Annotated in this window: 14 protein-coding genes; 7 read left to right on the top strand and 7 right to left on the bottom strand. The window is 68.0% G+C overall.

Going from position 1 to position 17,535, the window contains the following annotated elements; genetic code table 11:
• Window positions 1-7: 7 nt before the first annotated feature.
• The 7 genes from NPA30_RS00640 to NPA30_RS00610 form a co-directional block, all read right to left on the bottom strand.
• Window positions 8-1,501, bottom strand: coding sequence for an ABC transporter substrate-binding protein (locus tag NPA30_RS00640; protein ID WP_256800392.1), 1,494 nt, complete (start codon window positions 1,499-1,501; stop codon window positions 8-10).
• A gap of 70 nt (window positions 1,502-1,571) precedes the next feature.
• On the bottom strand, window positions 1,572-3,419 hold the full coding sequence (locus tag NPA30_RS00635; RefSeq protein ID WP_256800391.1) for an ABC transporter ATP-binding protein: 1,848 nt from the start codon (window positions 3,417-3,419) through the stop codon (window positions 1,572-1,574).
• A 465-nt stretch (window positions 3,420-3,884) separates the two neighbouring features.
• A complete protein-coding gene (locus tag NPA30_RS00630; protein ID WP_256800390.1) occupies window positions 3,885-5,663 on the bottom strand; it encodes a methyl-accepting chemotaxis protein in 1,779 nt (592 codons plus the stop codon).
• A 417-nt stretch (window positions 5,664-6,080) separates the two neighbouring features.
• A complete protein-coding gene (locus NPA30_RS00625; protein ID WP_256800389.1) occupies window positions 6,081-6,941 on the bottom strand; it encodes an amidohydrolase family protein in 861 nt (286 codons plus the stop codon).
• Window positions 6,941-8,080, bottom strand: coding sequence for a mandelate racemase/muconate lactonizing enzyme family protein (locus tag NPA30_RS00620; protein WP_256800388.1), 1,140 nt, complete (start codon window positions 8,078-8,080; stop codon window positions 6,941-6,943). Before NPA30_RS00620 ends, NPA30_RS00625 begins: the two co-directional genes overlap by 1 nt.
• Window positions 8,077-8,985, bottom strand: a complete 909-nt coding sequence (gene kdgD / locus NPA30_RS00615) for a 5-dehydro-4-deoxyglucarate dehydratase (protein WP_256800387.1) — start codon at window positions 8,983-8,985, stop codon at window positions 8,077-8,079. Before kdgD ends, NPA30_RS00620 begins: the two co-directional genes overlap by 4 nt.
• A 169-nt stretch (window positions 8,986-9,154) precedes the next feature.
• On the bottom strand, window positions 9,155-9,901 hold the full coding sequence (locus tag NPA30_RS00610) for a FadR/GntR family transcriptional regulator (protein WP_372338718.1): 747 nt from the start codon (window positions 9,899-9,901) through the stop codon (window positions 9,155-9,157).
• Window positions 9,902-10,073: 172 nt separating this feature from the next.
• On the opposite strand from NPA30_RS00610, the gene NPA30_RS00605 reads away from it, so the two are divergent.
• From NPA30_RS00605 to NPA30_RS00575, 7 genes are all read left to right on the top strand, one after another.
• The gene (locus NPA30_RS00605; RefSeq protein ID WP_256800386.1) at window positions 10,074-11,066 is read left to right on the top strand and encodes a TRAP transporter substrate-binding protein; all 993 of its coding nucleotides are present in this window, start codon (window positions 10,074-10,076) and stop codon (window positions 11,064-11,066) included.
• A 127-nt stretch (window positions 11,067-11,193) separates the two neighbouring features.
• The gene (locus tag NPA30_RS00600; protein ID WP_256800385.1) at window positions 11,194-11,742 is read left to right on the top strand and encodes a TRAP transporter small permease; all 549 of its coding nucleotides are present in this window, start codon (window positions 11,194-11,196) and stop codon (window positions 11,740-11,742) included.
• Window positions 11,742-13,022 carry a TRAP transporter large permease gene (locus tag NPA30_RS00595; protein WP_256800384.1) on the top strand — a complete coding sequence of 427 codons (1,281 nt, stop codon included), beginning with the start codon at window positions 11,742-11,744 and terminating at the stop codon, window positions 13,020-13,022. Before NPA30_RS00600 ends, NPA30_RS00595 begins: the two co-directional genes overlap by 1 nt.
• Before the next feature lie 10 nt (window positions 13,023-13,032).
• Window positions 13,033-13,830, top strand: a complete 798-nt coding sequence (locus tag NPA30_RS00590) for an NAD-dependent epimerase/dehydratase family protein (protein WP_256800383.1) — start codon at window positions 13,033-13,035, stop codon at window positions 13,828-13,830.
• A 119-nt stretch (window positions 13,831-13,949) separates the two neighbouring features.
• Window positions 13,950-14,732: a DeoR/GlpR family DNA-binding transcription regulator gene (locus NPA30_RS00585; protein ID WP_256800382.1), complete on the top strand. Its 783-nt coding sequence runs from the start codon at window positions 13,950-13,952 to the stop codon at window positions 14,730-14,732.
• Between the two features lie 196 nt (window positions 14,733-14,928).
• Entirely contained in the window at window positions 14,929-16,431 is a 1,503-nt protein-coding gene (gene glpD / locus NPA30_RS00580; RefSeq protein WP_256800381.1) for a glycerol-3-phosphate dehydrogenase, read from the top strand.
• Between the two features lie 18 nt (window positions 16,432-16,449).
• Complete coding sequence (locus tag NPA30_RS00575; protein WP_256800380.1) at window positions 16,450-17,526, top strand: ABC transporter ATP-binding protein; 1,077 nt, start codon at window positions 16,450-16,452, stop codon at window positions 17,524-17,526.
• The last annotated feature ends 9 nt before the right edge of the window (window positions 17,527-17,535 follow it).

Raw genomic sequence — 17,535 nt, 5'->3', positions numbered from 1 at the left:
ATGTCGCTCAGTCGAGCGTGACGCCGTTGAAGCGGAAGCGGATGTCGGGCGTCGGCGGCAGGTCGTGCACCCGCTTGTTCATCGCGTAGATGGTGTTGAGGTTGTAGAGCGGCATTTCGATCGCCTGGTCGGCGACATAGTCGGCGATCTGCCGCAGGATCGTCTGGCGCGCATCCTGATCGTAGGTGTTGCGCTGCTTCTCCAGCATGTCGTCCAGCGTCTGGTCCTTGTCGTACGGGTTCCAGTACTGGCCGCTGTGGTAGAGGAGGTAGGCGGTGTTGTCGTAGTCGAAGGTCCAGCCGCCCCAGGTCATCTGGAAGAGATCGCCGGTCTTGCCGTTGGGGATGACGTCCTTGAACAAGACGTTGGTCTCGTAGGACTTGAGCTGCGGGTCGAGACCGATGCCCTGCAGGAAGGCCGCGACGGTCTGTGCCACCTCGCGGAAGGTCGCGTCTGAGCCGACGAAGTCGAGCTCGACCTTGCTCCCAGGCGCGACGCCCGCTTCCGTCAGCGCGGCCTGCGCGGCATCGGGATCATAGGGGATCGGCTTCAGGTCGGGATCGTTGCCGAAGGAAAGCGAGCTCTGGAAGCTCGCGATCGGCTTGCCGTTGCCCTGCAGGATCTGCTCGATGATCGCCTCGCGGTCGACCGCCTCGATCAGCGCCTTGCGGACCTTCGGGTCCTTGGTGATGCCGTCCTTGGTGTTGAAGCGCAGCGCCACGGCGTTCGGGCCGGTGATGCTCTCCACGGTCAGATTGGAGTCCGCCTTGATGGTGTCGAGAAGGCTGATCGGCACCAGCGTCGCGATGTCGATGCCGCCCGACTGCAGCTCGGCCACCTGCGTCGCCGCCTCCGCAATGAAGCGGTAGACGAGCTTGTCGACCTTCGGGGCGCCGTCCCAGTAGTCCGGGTTCGCCTCCAGCGTCAGGCTGACCTTCGGGGTGTACTCGACGAACTTGAACGGGCCGGTGCCGCAGGGATGGGCGTTGAAATACTCCTCGCCGTGCTCCTCGACGTATTTCGGCGGCACGATCATCGCGCCGTAGCCGGCGAGCTTGGTCAGGAGCACCGGGTCGGGCGAGCCGAGATGAAAATCGACCGTCATGTCGTCGATCACCTCGACCGACTTGATGGCGGTGTAGTTGGCCTGCTGCGGGCCCTTGCCGCCCTCCTCGCCGAGCAGCCGGTCGAAGCTGTACTTCACCGCGTCGGCGTTGAAGGGCTCGCCGTCGTGGAACGTGACGTTCGGGCGCAGCTTGAAGCGAATGCGGGTGTTGTCGTCCAGCATTTCCCAGCTGAGCGCCAGGCCCGGCTGCAGCTTGAGGTCGGGCGTGCGCTGGATCAGCCCGTCATAGATGTTGCTGCCGACCCGGCCCCAGTCGAGGATGAAGGTGTCGATCGGGTCCCAGCTCTCGGCGTCGCTGGCGAGCGCGACGGTGAGCGTGCCGGCCGCCTGTGCCAGCCCCGGCGCCAGGAGCGCGCCACCAAGCGCGAGGGCCATCGTCAGGTGTCTCAAAGTTGGCGTCGCCATTTCAGTTCTGTCTCCTGGCTCGGGGTCTTGATCTCTATGCTCACGCCGCGCGGACGATCGCCGCGCCGTCCTCGGTCGCGACGAGGTGGCCGGGACCTTCCCGGCGGAAGCGGGCGATCGGCGGCGTCTCGCCGACGGGTCGCACGGGGCTGCGGATCTCGCCGGTGAGGCCGCTGCGGTCGGGCACCCGGTCGGGATCGGGCACCGGAACCGCCGAGAGCAGCCGGCGCGTATAGGAATGCTGCGGGTTGCCCAGCACGGCCGCCGCCGGTCCGATCTCGACGAGCTGGCCGAGATAGAGCACGGCGACGCGGTGACTGATCCGTTCGACCACGGCCATGTCGTGGGTGATGAAGAGGTAGGCGAGTCCGCGCTCGGCCTGAAGCTGCATGAAGAGGTCGAGCACCTGCGCGCGGATGGATACGTCGAGCGCCGAGACCGCCTCGTCGGCGATGATCAGCTCCGGTTCCGAGGCGAGCGCCCGGGCGATGCAGATGCGCTGGCGCTGGCCGCCGGAGAACTCGTGCGGATAGCGCTTGGCCTGCCCCGGCTCGAGACCGACCCGCTGCAGCAGCTCGGCAACGCGCGTTTCGATCGCCCGCCGCCCGTTCAAAAGCCGATGCGTGCGGATCGGCTCGGCGATCGAGTCGCCGACGGTGCGCTTCGGATCGAGCGAGGCGTAGGGATCCTGGAAGACGTACTGCACCTTCTGCAGATGTGCCCGCTGCGCCGGTCCGCGCAGCTCGGCGACGTCCTTGCCGCGGAAGCGGATCTTGCCGCCGGTCGGCACCGTCAGCTGCTGGATCATCCGGCCGATGGTGGTCTTGCCCGAGCCGGATTCGCCGACCAGCGCCAAGGTTTCACCCGGCTGGATCTCGAAGCTCACCTCTTCGACCGCATGGACGCGGTGCGTGACCCGCCCGAGCCGGTCGTGCCGGACGTCGAAGCGCGCCGTCAGGCCATCGACCTGGCACAGCGGGGGCGCCGCCTTCCGATCCGCGAACGCGCCGGCCAGCGCGTTGCCCGGCGTGCCGAGATGCGGAACCGCGTTGAGCAGCAGCTTCGTGTAGGGGTGCGCGGGCGCCCGGAACAGCTGACGAACCGGCGCCTCCTCCACCTTCGCCCCGGCGCGCATCACGAGGACGCGGTCGGCGATCTCGGCGACGACGCCCATGTCGTGGGTGATGAAGATCACCGCCATGCCCAGCTCGCGCTGCTGCTCGCGGATGATCGACAGGATCTGCGCCTGGATCGTCACGTCGAGCGCGGTCGTCGGCTCGTCGGCGATCAGCAGCCGCGGCCGGCAGGAGAGCGCCATCGCGATCATCACCCGTTGCCGCATGCCGCCGGACAGCTGATGCGGGTAGCGATCGAGGACGTGGACGGCATCGGGGATGCGCACCTGATCCAGCATCGCCTCGGCCTGGCGCAGGGCCGAAGCATGATCGAGCCCCTGATGCAGCATGACGGCTTCGGCGATCTGGTTGCCGACGCTGAAGACGGGGTTCAGCGAGGTCATCGGCTCCTGGAAGATCATCGCGATCTCGTTGCCGCGGATCGCCCGGATCGTGTCCGGCGCGGCCCTGAGCATATCCTGGAGACTGCCGTCCGGCCGCCGGAACTCGATCGCGCCGGTGACGTCCGCGCCGGGCGCATAATCGGTCAGGCGCATGATCGCGTGCGAGGTGACGGACTTGCCGGAGCCGGATTCGCCAACGATCGCCAGCGTTTCGCCGGGCGCGAGAGCGAAGTCGAGACCATCCACCACCGGGCCGGTCCCTCGCCCGAAGCGGACCGACAGCGACGTCACGCTGAGCAGGGACTCCCGGTCGGCCGCGTTCCCGAGCCCCGCCGTCGGCTCGCCCGGCAAAGGCGCGCCATCACCCATCGACCCCGCCTGAGAGCCTGCCGGGATCATCTTGCGTCAGCGCTCTGTGGGGTGCGGATCGGCAGAGGCCCCAAGCCGGGACTCCGCACCGCGATACGGTCTGACCATCTCGACGCTGAACCCTGCACTCGCAACCCGTCACCGGCGGCCGGGGCGGCAATCACCGACCCCGGAAGGACGTGTCGAGGTTATGCGGCCGGTCTCTGCGGCACAAGAAGAGCCGCTGCGCAAAAGTAAGGCACACGTAGGTCTGGCTTGCCAATGCCTCGCGTCGGGCGTGCCTATTGCCCCGGCGTTGCTTGCCTGCAACGTGCCCAGACGAGCGGCGGCTCGATGTGCAACTTCGGGCTCACCGCTCGCCCCCTGTGCGCAGGAGCGGGCTGCGTTTCGACCCTCGTATACTGCCTGACGCTCTTGAAATGAGCTCCGCCCGGGGGTGCCGGGCGGAGCGATCGAAGCCGCGGCTCAGGCCGCGGCGCGCATCCGCGTGTTGCCGTTGCTGTGCCGGGTCTTGAAGCCGGAGATCAGGCGACCGAGTGTTTCCGTCTCGTCCGCAAGCGTCCGGGTGGCGGCGGTCGCTTCCTCCACCATCGCCGCATTCTGCTGCGTGACCTTGTCCATCTGGTCGGCCGCCGCCGACACCTCGCGCAGCGAGCCCGACTGCTCGCCGGCGCTGCTGGCGATCTCCGACACGACGGCCGACATTTCAGTCACGCGGGCGAGGATTTCCTCCAGCGACCGGCCGGTGGCGGTGACGAGTTCCACGCCGTCCTCGACATGTCCGGCCGAGGTCGAGATCAGGTCCTTGATCTCCTTGGCGGCCTCGGCCGAGCGCTGCGCGAGACCACGCACCTCCTGCGCGACGACCGCGAAGCCCTTGCCCGCCTCGCCGGCGCGCGCGGCTTCCACACCCGCGTTCAGCGCCAGCAAGTTCGTCTGGAAGGCGATCTCGTCGATGACGCCGATGATCTTGCCGATCTCTTCGGAGGAGCGTTCGATCGCACTCATCGCCGACACCGCCTTGGCGACGATCTCGCCGCCCTTCTCGGCATTGCCGCGGGCCGCCTGCGCCGTTCCCCGGGCCTTGCCTGCGCCTTCGGCCGTGCGGGCAACGCCGCTCGTCACCTGGCCGAGAGCCGCGACGGTTTCCTCGAGGTTGGCCGCCTGCTGCTCGGTGCGCTGGGCGAGATCGTTGGAGGCCGTATTGATCTCCTCGAGGCCCGCTCGGATCGCCCCGATCGAGGTCAACACGGCACCGAAGGTGTCCTCGAGCGACGTCACCGACGTGTTGAACAGCGTGCAGACCTCGGCATAGTCGGCATTGCGCTGCGGATCGAGGCGCGCCGTGAGGTCGCCCGTCGCCAACCGCTCGAAGCTCGGCCGGATGGCCGCGACGAAGCTGTCGCGCGCGGCCGCGGTCGCCGCGGCTTCGGCTTCGCGCCGCTGCGCTTCGGCCGCCGCGCGCTCGGCCTCGATCTGCGCCTCGGTCTTCGCCTTCTCGATCGCGGCGAGACGGAAGACCTCGACCGCCTCGGCCATGTCGCCAAGCTCGTCGCCACGACCGACGCCCACCACTTCGACCGTCGTATCGCCGCCGGCGAGCGTCTTCATCACCCGCGTCATCGCACCAAGCGGCTGAGCAACCATCCGGGTGAGCACGACCCCGAAGCCGATGGCGGTCGAGACGGCAACGAAGCACCCGAGCGCGATCACGACATAGCCATGGGTGAACGCGGACGCGAGCGCCTGGCTGCGCGTCGCGAGCAGCGCACGTTCCGCGCCCGAGATCTCCTCGACGAGCTCACGGATCCCGTCCATGATGTCCTTGCCCACGCCGGTGCATTCCATGTCCTGCGCGGCCTGCAGCATCCCCGGTGTGGACGCCAGCGCGATCTCGGGTTTGGCGACCTGCTCGACCCATTCGTCGCGCCGCTTGCGCAACTCCGCGATGCGAGCCTGCTGCTCGGGGTTGTCGCGGGTAAGATCCGCCATCCTGTCGACCGCCGCGGTGAATTCCACGGCGCCTCGCTCATAAGGCTCGAGGAAGCTCTTTTCGCCACTGATGATGTAGCCGCGCAGACCTGTTTCCTGGTCGATCATCGCCTTTTCAGCAGCCGCCTCGGCGTCGATCACCTTCATGGTGTGGATGTCCCACGCATTCGCCGTCTGGATCGCCTGAAGATCCCACCAGACCAAGGCGGACATGGCACCGACCGACACCAGGATTGCGGCGAAAGCGATCAAGAGCTTCCGCTGAATTTTGGCGTTTACGAACGACATCCCTGCTACTCCGACTACAATGCAGATATGCATAGAGTTGAGCCAGGAATTTTAACAACACGCTTACATTGCACGACCGCAATCAGGTTGTGGCTAAATGTAGGAGGCACTGATTGTTATGATTGTACTTCGTGGTTATACTCGGCGGTCCAGATAATTGTCGCGATTTCTGCGCCGTCGACCGTCCCGCGATGCCGCTTGTGCGACCAGAGAAACGCCGAGCCGTCTGTCGATCGGGTGACGACGCCAGCGGCACGAGTTCGCGCCCCGCCTCGTGCGCGTCAGTTGTGCCGGCGGCGCCGTCGCGCGTCGCGGGCCGCCAGCAACACGGAAGCGGCGCACCTGCGCTCAAAAAGCTGTGGCGACGCCTCACCGGCAGGATCAGGCAGCCGCAAAGTCGAACAGCGTCTGCGGGTTGTCGACCAGGATCGCCTGCCTGTTCGCTTCGCCACCCATCCAGCCGAGGACGGTGTCGGTCAGCGCGAGGTCGTCCGGATAGTCCTCGGTGGTGCGCGCCAGGTTGTGCGGCCAGTTGGTGCCCCAGATCACGCGCTCGGGCGCATGAGCCGCGATGGCCTTCGCGACCGCGGCGACGTCGGCATAGTCGGGGCCGCCGCTCTTCGACGACTCGTAGCAGCCGGCGAACTTGAACCAGCAGTTGCCCCTGTCGATCAAACGCTTGATCGCCGCGACGTCGACATCACCGGCCGGCCGCGACAGGAATTTCGCATGGTGGTCGAGGATCCAGCGACCCTCGAGCGCCGCGAGACGGCCCTCGATCTCGGGAAGCTTGGCGCCGTCGAACTGCACGGCCGTGACCCAGCCCATCGCCGCCGCCTTGGCGTCCACGGCCTCCAGCGCGTCGAGGCCGAACGCGCCGCCCGGCAGGTCCATGATCCGCGCGCCGCGCACGCCGGCCGCGTGAAGCCGCTGCAGCTCGGCCTCCGCCGTGTCCGGTCCGATCACCGCCACGCCGCGCGCGACCTCGCCCATGACCTCGAGGCAGGCGACGAGATTGGCGTTGTCCGCCTGATGCGCGTTACCCTGCGTGATCACCACGCGGTCGATGCCGAGCCAGTCCATCACCTGGCGGTATTCAGCCGGCCCCGGCAGCCCCTCAGGCAGCGGCGGGCCGGGCTCGACCGCCGGGAAACCCGGCAGATACATGTGCATCTGCGTGTCAACAGCGCCCTTCGGCAGCGCGATCTTCGGCTTGTCGCCCGTCAGCGTGCGGATGATCATCAGGCGGGCTCCTTCAGCCGGAAATCGTCGAGGGCATCGCGGTCGATCTCGATGCCGAGGCCCGGCGCATCAGGAATGACGACGGTGCCGTGGTCGTGCTCGATCGGCTTCGTCACGATCGCCTGGCGGAACGGGTTGTGGGTGCGGTCGAATTCGAGGATCGGCTCGATCGGCTCGCGCCGGGGCGGATCGGGCGGCAGGGCGGCGATGAACTGCAGGCTGGCGGCGATCTGCACCGCCGTTCCCCAGACATGCGGCACCACGCGCACGCCATGCAGCGCGGCGAGGTCGGCCACCCGCTTCATCTCGGTGAAGCCGCCGGTGCCGCAGAGGTCGGGCTGCGCGATGTCGATGGCGCGCGTCTCGATCGGCTCCTTGAAGCCGAAGCGGCCGTGCCAGGTCTCGCCGGCTGCGACCGGGATCGGCTGCCCCTCGCGCACCGCGCGATAAGCGCCGAGCTGCTCGGGGATGACGGGCTCCTCGAACCAGTCGATGTCGAATGCCGCGGCCGCCTTGCCGACCTTTACCGCCTCGACGACGTCATAGCCGTGATTGGCATCGATCATCAGACGCGTCTGCGGCCCGATCGCCTCGCGCACCGCGGCGATCACCTTCAGGTCGTTCGCCGGGTCGAAGCCGATCTTGATCTTCACCGCATGGAAGCCGGCGGCGACATGTCCGGCGCACTCCTGCGCGTTGTCGGCGACGCGGTCCACGCCGTCCTTGCGGAACGAGCCGGTGGCATAGGCCTTCACGCTCTCCCGGAAGCGGCCGCCGAGGAGCACCGAGACGGGCACGCCGAATCGCTTGCCCTTGATGTCCCACAGCGCGACGTCGATGCCCGACAGTGCGGTGACGGCGAGGCCACGCTGGCCCTGGTCGCGGAAGAGGTTGTACAGCTCCTGCCAGAGCTTCTCGGTCTCCAGCGGATCGCGGCCGACCAGCCGGCCGGCATAGGCCTTGACGACGGCCGCATTCGGCAGCGCCGGGCCGAGGCATTCGCCCCATCCCGTGGTGCCGTCGTCGCAGACGATCTCGACGAGGACGTGCTGGCGCCGGTCGAAGCGCATCGAGGCGCTCTCGAAGGCCTGCGCCAGCGGCACGTCGAGGACGTGCGTATGGACTGCGGAAATCTTCATAGGGTCTTGGCGCGCTCGATCAGATCGGCGAGCATGCCCTCCTCCTCCGCCGTCAGGTCGGTCAGCGGCGGGCGCACTTTGCCGGCCTCGAAGCCGACCTGTCGGACGCCCGCCTTGATCGCCGAAACCGCATAGCCCTTCTGCCGGTTGCGGATCGCCATGAAGGGATAGAAGAAGCCCTTCAGGATCGCCTCGCAGCGGGCCCGGTCGCCGCCGCGGAGCGCCTTGTAGAAGTCCTGCGCCAGGGCCGGCACGAAATTGAAGACCGCCGAGGAGTAGGTCGAGAAGCCGGCGCCGAGATAGGCCTCGGCGAAGAGTTCGGCCGTCGGCATGCCGCCGAGATAGGTCAGCCGGTCGCCGGCGGTGGCGGTGATCTGGCGCACGAGACCGATCTCCCCCGAGCCGTCCTTGAAGCCGACGAGGTTCGGGCAGGCCTCGCACAGCCGCATCAGGGTGTCGGCCTGGAGGATGGCGTTGTCGCGGTTGTAGACCATGACGCCGATCTTCACCGCGTCGCAGACCGCCTTCACGTGGGCGAAGAGGCCGGCCTGCGGCGCGTCGATCAGGTAATGCGGCAGGAGGAGGATGCCGTCGGCGCCGGCGGCTTCCACCGCCTTGGCGAGATCGACCGCCATCGCCGTGCCGTAGCCGCAGCCCGAGACGATCGGGGTGTCGCCGGCGGCGTCCTTCGCCGCCTTGACGATGGACGGCACCTCTGACGGGGCGAGCGAGAAGAACTCGCCGGTGCCGCCGGCGGCGAACAGCGCCGACGCGCCGAACCCGGAGAGCCACTCGATGTGAGACCGGTAGGGCGCCTCGGCGAAGGCGCCGGCGGCGTCGAAGGCGGTGACCGGAAACGACAGGAGACCGGCGCCGAGCGCAGCCTTCAGGCCTTGGGGGTCCATCGGAACGTTCCTCTTCAGGATGGATAGGGTCGCCGCATCATAGAAACCGACTTCGGCTTGTCAAATAGTTGTATGATGACTTTGCATGACGCCGGTCAAGCCCGGGGCAGGCAGACGACGCCGACGGCGCCGCAAGCCGGCCGACGTGGGAGGCAGCGCGGTGCGTGCGCTAGAGCTGTCGCAGCAGACGGCGGTAGCGTGACTGGCTGCCCTTGAGATGTTGGCGCATCGCGTCACGCGCCGCCGTCTCGTCGCGGGTCGAGATCGCCTCGGCGATCATCCTGTGCTCGTTCTGGATCTGCTGCAGGTAGTCCGGCGGGGTCGTCTCGCGATGGCCGTCCTGCAGGGCGCGCCGCGGAATCAGCCGGGTGCCGAGCATCTCCAGGAATTCGCGGAAGCGCAGGTTGTTGGTGGCGTCGGCGATGGTGAGATGCAGCGCGAAGTCGGCGTCGGTGGTCGCCTCGCCCGTCTCGATCAGCCGCTCGATCGCCTCGCAGCCCTCGATCACCGCCTCCTCCTGCGCCGGCGAGCGCCGCTGGCTGGCGAGCCCGGCGGCCTCGATCTCGACCGCAGCCCGCAGCTCGAGCAGTTCGATGACCGAGGAGATGCGGGTCGGATCGACCGAGGTGAAGGGCTGGATCGCCGCGGGCTCCTTGGCGAGGACGTAGACGCCGGAGCCCTGGCGGGCCTCGACGAGACCGTCGGCGCGCAGCGAGGCGACCGCCTCGCGCACCACCGTGCGGCTGACGCCGTATTCGCCGGTCAGCGAGGCCTCGCTCGGCAGGCGCGAGCCCACCGGCGCCGCGCCCGACAGGATCGAGCGCCGCAGCGCGCCGGCGACCTGCTGCACGAGATTGACGCGACGCTCGATGCCGGCCCGCGCCCGACCCGTTCGCTTGTCCTGCGTCACGTCCACGCCTCGCCCTCCACGCCGCCCGTTCATCGCGCCGCCCGAGAGCGACGGCGCGCCGCACCCAGCGCCACTCGCATCACAAGCCGATCGTTCTTGACAGCTTGTATGATAGATGCATCATGGATCAACCAAACACATATGACAAGTTTCGGAACTGTCTGGGAGGACGACGACCGTGACCATCAAAGCTCTTCTGCGCACCACGCTTCTCGCCGGAGCGGCCGCCCTCGCGGCCACCGCCGGCGCCAACGCCGCCAGCTGGCGCGGCTGGAACATCCATCCGGACGGCTACCCGAACACGGTGGCGCTGGAGGACTTCGCCAAGGCCCTGACCGCCAAGACGGACGGACGGCTCAGCGCCCAGGTCTACAACAACGCCGTCCTCGGCGACCAGCCGGACGCGATCGACCAGCTGCGCAACGGCGCGCTCGACTTCGCCAACTTCAACCTCGGTCCGATGGGCGAGTTCGTCCCCTCGATCAACGTCCTGTCGCTGCCCTTCCTGTTCTCCAGCGTCGACCAGATGCATGCCGTGATGGACGGGCCGATCGGCAAGCGGTTTTCCGACGACATGTCCGAACAGGGCATCGTCTCGCTCGCCTGGTTCGATTCCGGCGCGCGCAGCTTCTACGACACCAAGCGGCCGATCGAGAAGCCGGCCGATCTCGACGGGCTGAAGATGCGCGTCATGAACAACCAGCTCTATGTCGACATGGTCGACAACATGGGCGGCAACGCCACGCCGATGGCCTATGGCGAGGTGTTCCAGTCGCTGAAGACCGGCGTTCTCGACGGAGCAGAAAACAACTTCCCGTCCTTCGACAGCTCGAACCACTACGAAGTGGCGAAGTACTTCTCGCTGACCGAGCACCTGATCCTGCCGGAGTGCGTCTGCATCTCCAAGACGAGCTGGGACGCGCTCTCCCCGGAGGACCAGACGATCGTGCGGCAGGCGGCGATCGACGCGGCCAACGAACAGCGCGAGCTGTGGGCCAAGCAGGAAGAGGAGAGCCGCAAGAAGGTCGAGGCGGCCGGCGTGAAGATCAACGAGATCGCCGACAAGGGTCCGTTCCAGGACAAGATGAAGCCGGTCTATGACGACTTCCTGAAGGCCAATCCGGACCTGAAGTCGCTGGTCGACGACATCCGCTCGACCAAGGCCCAGTAAGCTTCCTCCTGCTGCGGGCGGGCTGTCCCGCCCGCGGCAGGAGCTTTTTCCCTGAGACCCTGCCGGGCCTTGTCCGGCAGGCCCCGCGGCGCCACCGGGCGCCGCGCGTCGTATGGACCTCATCCCGATGCCCCTGTCGCCCCACTCCGTTACCGCTGCGCCGGCCGCGCCGCTGCGCCCGCGCTGGCTGGCCCTCCTGGTGACGGGCGCCGAGCTCCTCTCCTCGCTCTGCATGTTCGTCACCGGCATCATGATGGTGATCCTGATCGCGATCTTCGGCTGGCTGGTGTTCGGCCGCTACGTCCTCAACAACACGCCCACCTGGGTCGAGCAGATGTCGCTGATGCTGATCGTCTGGATCACCTTCCTGGGCGCCGCCGTCGGCGTTTGGCGCAACACGCACCTGTCCATCGGCTTCCTGCGCGATGCGCTGCCCGAGCGGCCGCGCGAGGTGATGACCATCGCCGCCGAGCTGCTGCTCGGCGTGTTCGGCGCCTTCATGGCCTGGTACGGCGTCACCCTCGTGACGGCGACCGGCCGACGCATCGTCCCGATGCTCGGCGTCTCGGAGGGCTGGCGCTCGGCGCCGCTCGCGATCTGCGGCGCGCTGATCGTCCTGTTCTCGCTCGTCGGCCTCCTCACCCGCGCCGCCGACCTCTCCGCAAGGCGCGTCTGATGGGTCTCCTGCTTCTGTTCGGCGTCTTCTTCCTGGCGCTCCTGATCGGCGTGCCCGTGGCCTTCGCGCTCGGCATGGCGACCCTCTGTGGCTTCATCTACGAGGGCATTCCGACCTTCGTCGCCTTCCAGCGCATGGTGTCGGGCGTCTCGGTGCTGTCGCTGCTGGCGATCCCCTTCTTCATCTTCGCCGGCGAGCTGATGATGCAGGGCGGCATCGCGGTGCGCCTCGTGCGGCTCGCGGCGGCCGCCGTCGGCTCGGTGCGCGGCGGTCTTGGCCTCGTCAACGTCGCGGCCTCGATGCTGTTCGGCGGCATCTCCGGCTCGGCGGTCGCCGACACATCGGCGCTCGGCTCGATCCTCATCCCGGTGATGAAGGAGAAGGGCTATGACGGCGACTATGCGGTGAACGTCACCGTCACCTCGTCGGTCGCCGGCGTGGTGATCCCGCCGAGCCACAACATGATCCTCTACTCGGTGGCGGCCGGCGGCGTCTCGGTGACGCAGCTGTTCATCGCCGGCGTCATCCCGGGCGTCCTGATGTGCCTGTGCCTGGCGGTGGCGGCCTATGTTGTCGGGGTCCGGCGCGGCTATGGCGGCGAGCCATTCCCGGGCTGGCGGGCGCTGGGCCTCAGCTTCCTCGTCGCCCTGCCCGGCCTCTTCACCGCCGTCATCATCGTCGGCGGCGTCCTGTCCGGCATCATGACGGTGACCGAGTCCGGGGCGTTCGGCGCGATCTATGCGGTGCTGGTCACCGCCCTCGTCTATCGCGAGCTGACCTGGACCGGCTTCAAACGCGCGGTGCTGGACTCCGTCCGCACCACCGCGCTCGTCATGATCCTCGTCGCGACGGCCCTCGGCTTCGCCTATCTCCTCGCCCTCTACCGGGTGCCCGAGGCGCTGGCAGGCTCCTTGCAGGCGATCTCCGAGAACCCGATCGTCATCCTGTTCATGCTGAACGTCATCCTGCTCGTCCTCGGCATGATCATGGACATGGCGGCGCTGATCCTGATCTGCACCCCGATCTTCCTGCCGGTGGTGCGCGAGGCGGGCATGGACCCGGTGCAGTTCGGGATCGTCATGATGATGAATCTCGGCCTCGGCCTGACGACGCCGCCGGTCGGCGCCTGCCTCTTCGTCGGCTGCGCCATCGGCGGGGTGAAGCTCGAGCGCGCGGTGCAGACGATCTGGCCGTTCTACCTTGCCATCTTCGTCGCCCTGATGCTCACCACCTACATCCCGGCCCTGTCGCTGACGCTGCCGGGCTTCTTCCAGCAATAGGAACGCTCCGATGCTCGAACGCCTCCTCATCACCGGCGCCGCCGGCGGTCTCGGACGTCTCGCCCGCTCGCGCCTGAAGCATCTCGCCAGGACGCTCCGCCTCTCCGACGTCGCCCCGATGGAGGCGCCGGGCGAGGGCGAGGAGGTGATCCAGTGCAACCTCGGCGACCGGCAGGCCGTCCGGGACCTCGTCGCCGGCTGCGACGGCATCCTGCATCTCGGCGGTGTCTCGGTGGAGCGGACCTTCGACGAGATCTGCGAGGCCAATCTCGTCGGCGTCTACAACCTCTATGAGGCCGCCCGCGCGGCGGGCCAGCCGCGCATCCTCTTCGCCAGCTCCAACCACACGATCGGCTTCTACACGCAGGACGTCCGCCTGCAGGTGGACGATCCGCACCGGCCGGACAGCCTCTACGGCGTCTCGAAGTGCTTCGGCGAGGCGATGTCCAGCCTCTACTTCGACAAGTTCGGACAGGAGACGGCCCTGGTGCGGATCGGCTCGTGTTTCCCCGAGCCGCGCGACCACCGGATGCTCGCCACCTGGCTGAGCCCGGACGACTTCGTCTCGCTGGTCGAGTGCGTGTTCCGCGCCCCGCGCATCGGCCGGCCGATCGTCTGGGGCGTGTCGAACAACCAGGCGACCTGGTGGGACAACTCTTCGGCCGCCTTCCTCGGCTGGCAGCCGAAGGACTCCTCCGAAGCCTTCAGGGCGAAGATCGACGCCGCGATGTCCGTGCCGGACAAGGATGCCGTCGACGCGGTGTACCAGGGCGGCAAGTTCTGCGCCGAGCCGATCCACGAGAGCTGAGCTGGCGCTCCAGGCTTTGACGAGGCGCTGGGGCCTTCCGGCCGGACGGCGTCACGCGCGTGGCGGCATTTGCGATTCGCTTTCGCCTTGGGCATGGTTCGCGCCCAGGGAGAGTGACGATGCTTTCGGAACGCCAGACCCAGATCCTCGAACTGGCCAAGCGCAGCGGCAAGGTCGTGGTCGAGGATCTCGCCGGGCAGTTCCAGGTCTCGCTCCAGACGATCCGCAAGGACCTCAATGGCCTGTGTGACGCGCGCCTGCTGGCGCGCATCCATGGCGGCGCCATCCTCTCCTCCGGTGTCGAGAACGTCGACTACGACGCCCGCCGGGCGATCGCTGCGCAGGAGAAGGCGATCATCGGCCGGGCAGTGGCCGACCTGATCCCCGACAACGCCTCGCTCTTCATCAACATCGGGACGACGACCGAGGCGGTCGCGCAGGCGCTCCTGCGCAAGTCGGGCCTGATGGTGATCACAAACAACATCAATGTCGCCTCGCTGATGCGGCCCTACCCCAATGTCGAGATCGTCATCGCAGGCGGCGTCGTGCGCCGTGCGGACGGCGGCATCGTCGGCGAGGCAGCCGTCGACTTCATCCGCCAGTTCAAGGTCGATTATGCCGTCATCGGCGTGTCGGCGATCGACGCCGACGGATCGCTCCTCGACTACGACTACCGCGAGGTGCGCGTTGCCCAGGCCATCATGTCGAACGCCCGCCACGTGATCCTCGCCGCCGACGGCTCGAAGTTCGACCGGACCGCACCGGTGCGGATCGGCCACCTCTCGCAGGTCCACAGCTTCGTCACCGATCGGGCTCCGGCTGCGATACGGGCCGTCTGCGCCCGGCACGAGCTCGCCCTGATCGAAACCGGCGGCGATGGGTCGGACGACGGTGAAGCCTGATCGTACGGTGTTGCGCCGTCGTCGAACCCTGGGGAGAGGCTCGCATGCACGGTTCGCTGGCGGCGGCGGGGTCCTGTCCGCTTTCGCTCCGCACGCGGTAGATTTCGTTTGATCTTCGTTTCTCTTTCACGTTAGCATTCGCTTCATTCGCAACTTGCGAAGAAATGCTGCGATGCGAAAGGGGCCGAGACGTTCGATGCGCGACTACGACATCTTCGTCATCGGCGGCGGCATCAATGGCTGCGGCGTTGCGCGCGACGCGGCCGGACGCGGCTACAGCGTCGGCCTCGCCGAGATGAACGATCTCGCGTCGGGCACCTCGTCCTGGTCGACCAAGCTGATCCACGGCGGCCTGCGCTATCTTGAGCACTACGAGTTCAGCCTGGTGCGGCATGCGCTGATGGAGCGCGAGGTGCTGTGGGCGATCGCGCCGCACATCATCCGCCCTCTGCGCTTCGTGCTGCCGCATCACAAGGGCCTGCGGCCGGCCTGGCTGCTGCGGCTCGGCCTGTTCCTCTACGACCACATCGGCGGGCGCAAGCGGCTGCCGGCAACGCAGTCGGTGGACCTCGGCGGCCCGCTGGGCGCGCCGCTGAAGCCGGAGTTCCGCAAGGGCTTCGAATACTCCGACGCACGTGTCGACGATGCGCGTCTCGTCGTCCTCAACGCCCGGGACGCGGCGGCGCGCGGTGCCGACATCCTGGTGCGGACCGAGCTCGTGGAAGCGCGGCGCGAAGGCGATCGCTGGCGGCTCAAGCTGATCGACCGGGCGAGCGGCGCCACCCTTCAGGCCTCGGCGCGCTTTCTCGTCAACACCGGCGGCCCCTGGGTGGACGCCATCCTGCGCGGCGCGCTCGGCCGCAACGAGGCGCACCACATCCGACTCGTGCAGGGCTCGCACATCGTCACCCGAAAGCTTTTCGACCACGACCGCGCCTACATCTTCCAGAACGCCGACGGGCGGATCATCTTCGCCATTCCCTACGAGGACGACTTCACCCTCGTCGGCACCACCGATCGCGACTATGAGGGCGACCCGGGCGCGGCGGCGATCAGCGAGGCGGAGGTCGACTACCTCCTCGCCTCGGCGAGCGACTACTTTGCGCGCCCGGTGACGCGGGCGGACATCGCCTGGACCTATTCCGGCGTGCGGCCGCTCTATGACGACGGCGCCTCGAAGGCGCAGGAGGCGACGCGCGACTACGTTCTGAAAGTCGAGGGCGGCCCCGGCGAGCCGGGCCTCCTGAACTGCTTCGGCGGCAAGATCACCACCTATCGCGTGCTGGCGGAGGAGGTGCTCGAGCAGATCGGCCGTGCGATCGGCGCGAAGGGCAAGGGCTGGACCGGCACGCAGCCGTTGCCCGGTGGCGACTACCCGGTCGACGGCACAGATCGGATCGAGGCCGAGTTGAGCCGCCGCCTGCCGGATCTGGACGCGCGGACCGTCCGCCGGCTGGTGCGCGCCTACGGCACCGACGCCAGCCGCATTGCCGCGTCCGGCGATCTCGGTCACGATCTCGGGCATGGCCTCAGCGAGGCCGAGGTCGGCTGGCTCGTACGCAACGAATGGGCGCGCACGGCGGACGACATCCTGTGGCGCCGCACCAAGCTCGGCCTGCGCTTTTCTCGGGAGGAGACGGCGCGGCTCGAAGCACACCTGGCGCAGGTCAGAGAGGAACGGAGGGCGGCCGCCGAATAGGCACCGTTTGGGAGGACGATGCTGGACCTACAATCCGTCAGCCGCACCGTCGGCGGCGAGGCACATATCGTGGACGTGTCGCTCCGTCTGGAGCGCGGCACGCTGAACGTGCTGCTCGGGCCGACGCTGTCGGGCAAGACGAGCCTGATGCGGCTGATGGCAGGGCTCGATGCGCCGACCGCGGGGCGCGTGACGATGGACGGCAAGGACGTGACAGGCGTGCCGGTGCGACGGCGCAACGTCGCGATGGTCTACCAGCAGTTCATCAATTACCCGACGCTGACCGTCTACGAGAACATCGCCTCGCCGCTGCGCATCCAGAAGCGCCCGGCCGCCGAGATCGACGCGGCGGTCAAGCGGGCCGCCGAGCTTCTGAAGATGACGCCCTATCTCGACCGCACGCCGCTCAACCTCTCCGGCGGCCAGCAGCAGCGCACCGCCCTTGCCCGCGCGCTCGTCAAGCAGGCCGACCTCGTGCTGCTCGACGAGCCGCTCGCCAATCTGGACTACAAGCTGCGCGAGGAACTGCGCGAGGAACTGCCGCGGATCTTTGCCGAGACGGGCGCCATCTTCGTCTATGCCACCACCGAGCCGCAGGAGGCCCTCCTCCTCGGCGGCCACACCGCCACCCTCTCGAAGGGCCGCATCACGCAGTTCGGCGAGACGACGGCGGTGTTCCGCCGGCCGCGCGACCTCCTGACGGCGCGCACCTTCTCTGACCCGCCGCTGAATGTCGTCGCAGTGGAGAAGGCCGGCCGGCGCTTCAGCGGGCCGGATGGCCTCGTCTTCGAGGCCGCGGCCGCCCATGCCGGTCTTGCGGACGGCGCCTATCTCGTAGGCATCCGGCCGCACCGGCTGACACTCGCCGGGTCTGAATCCGCAGGATTCGAGGCAACCGTGTCGCTGACGGAGGTCACGGGTTCGGAGACCTTCATCCACGCCGATTTCGGCCACGAGCGCATCGTCGCCCTGGTCCACGGCATCCGACGGGTGGAAACCGGCGACCGCGTCCGCCTGACCTTCGATCCGGCCAAGGTGCTGGTCTTCGATCGCACCGGCAGCGCCGTCGGCGAACCCGCCGCCCTGGCGGCCTGAGGAGACGCC

The organism is Mangrovibrevibacter kandeliae (assembly GCF_024519155.1).
Lineage (GTDB): Bacteria > Pseudomonadota > Alphaproteobacteria > Rhizobiales > Rhizobiaceae > Mangrovibrevibacter > Mangrovibrevibacter kandeliae.
Note: the sequence above shows the minus strand (reverse complement) of the source record. Positions and strands in the feature narration are given on the sequence as shown.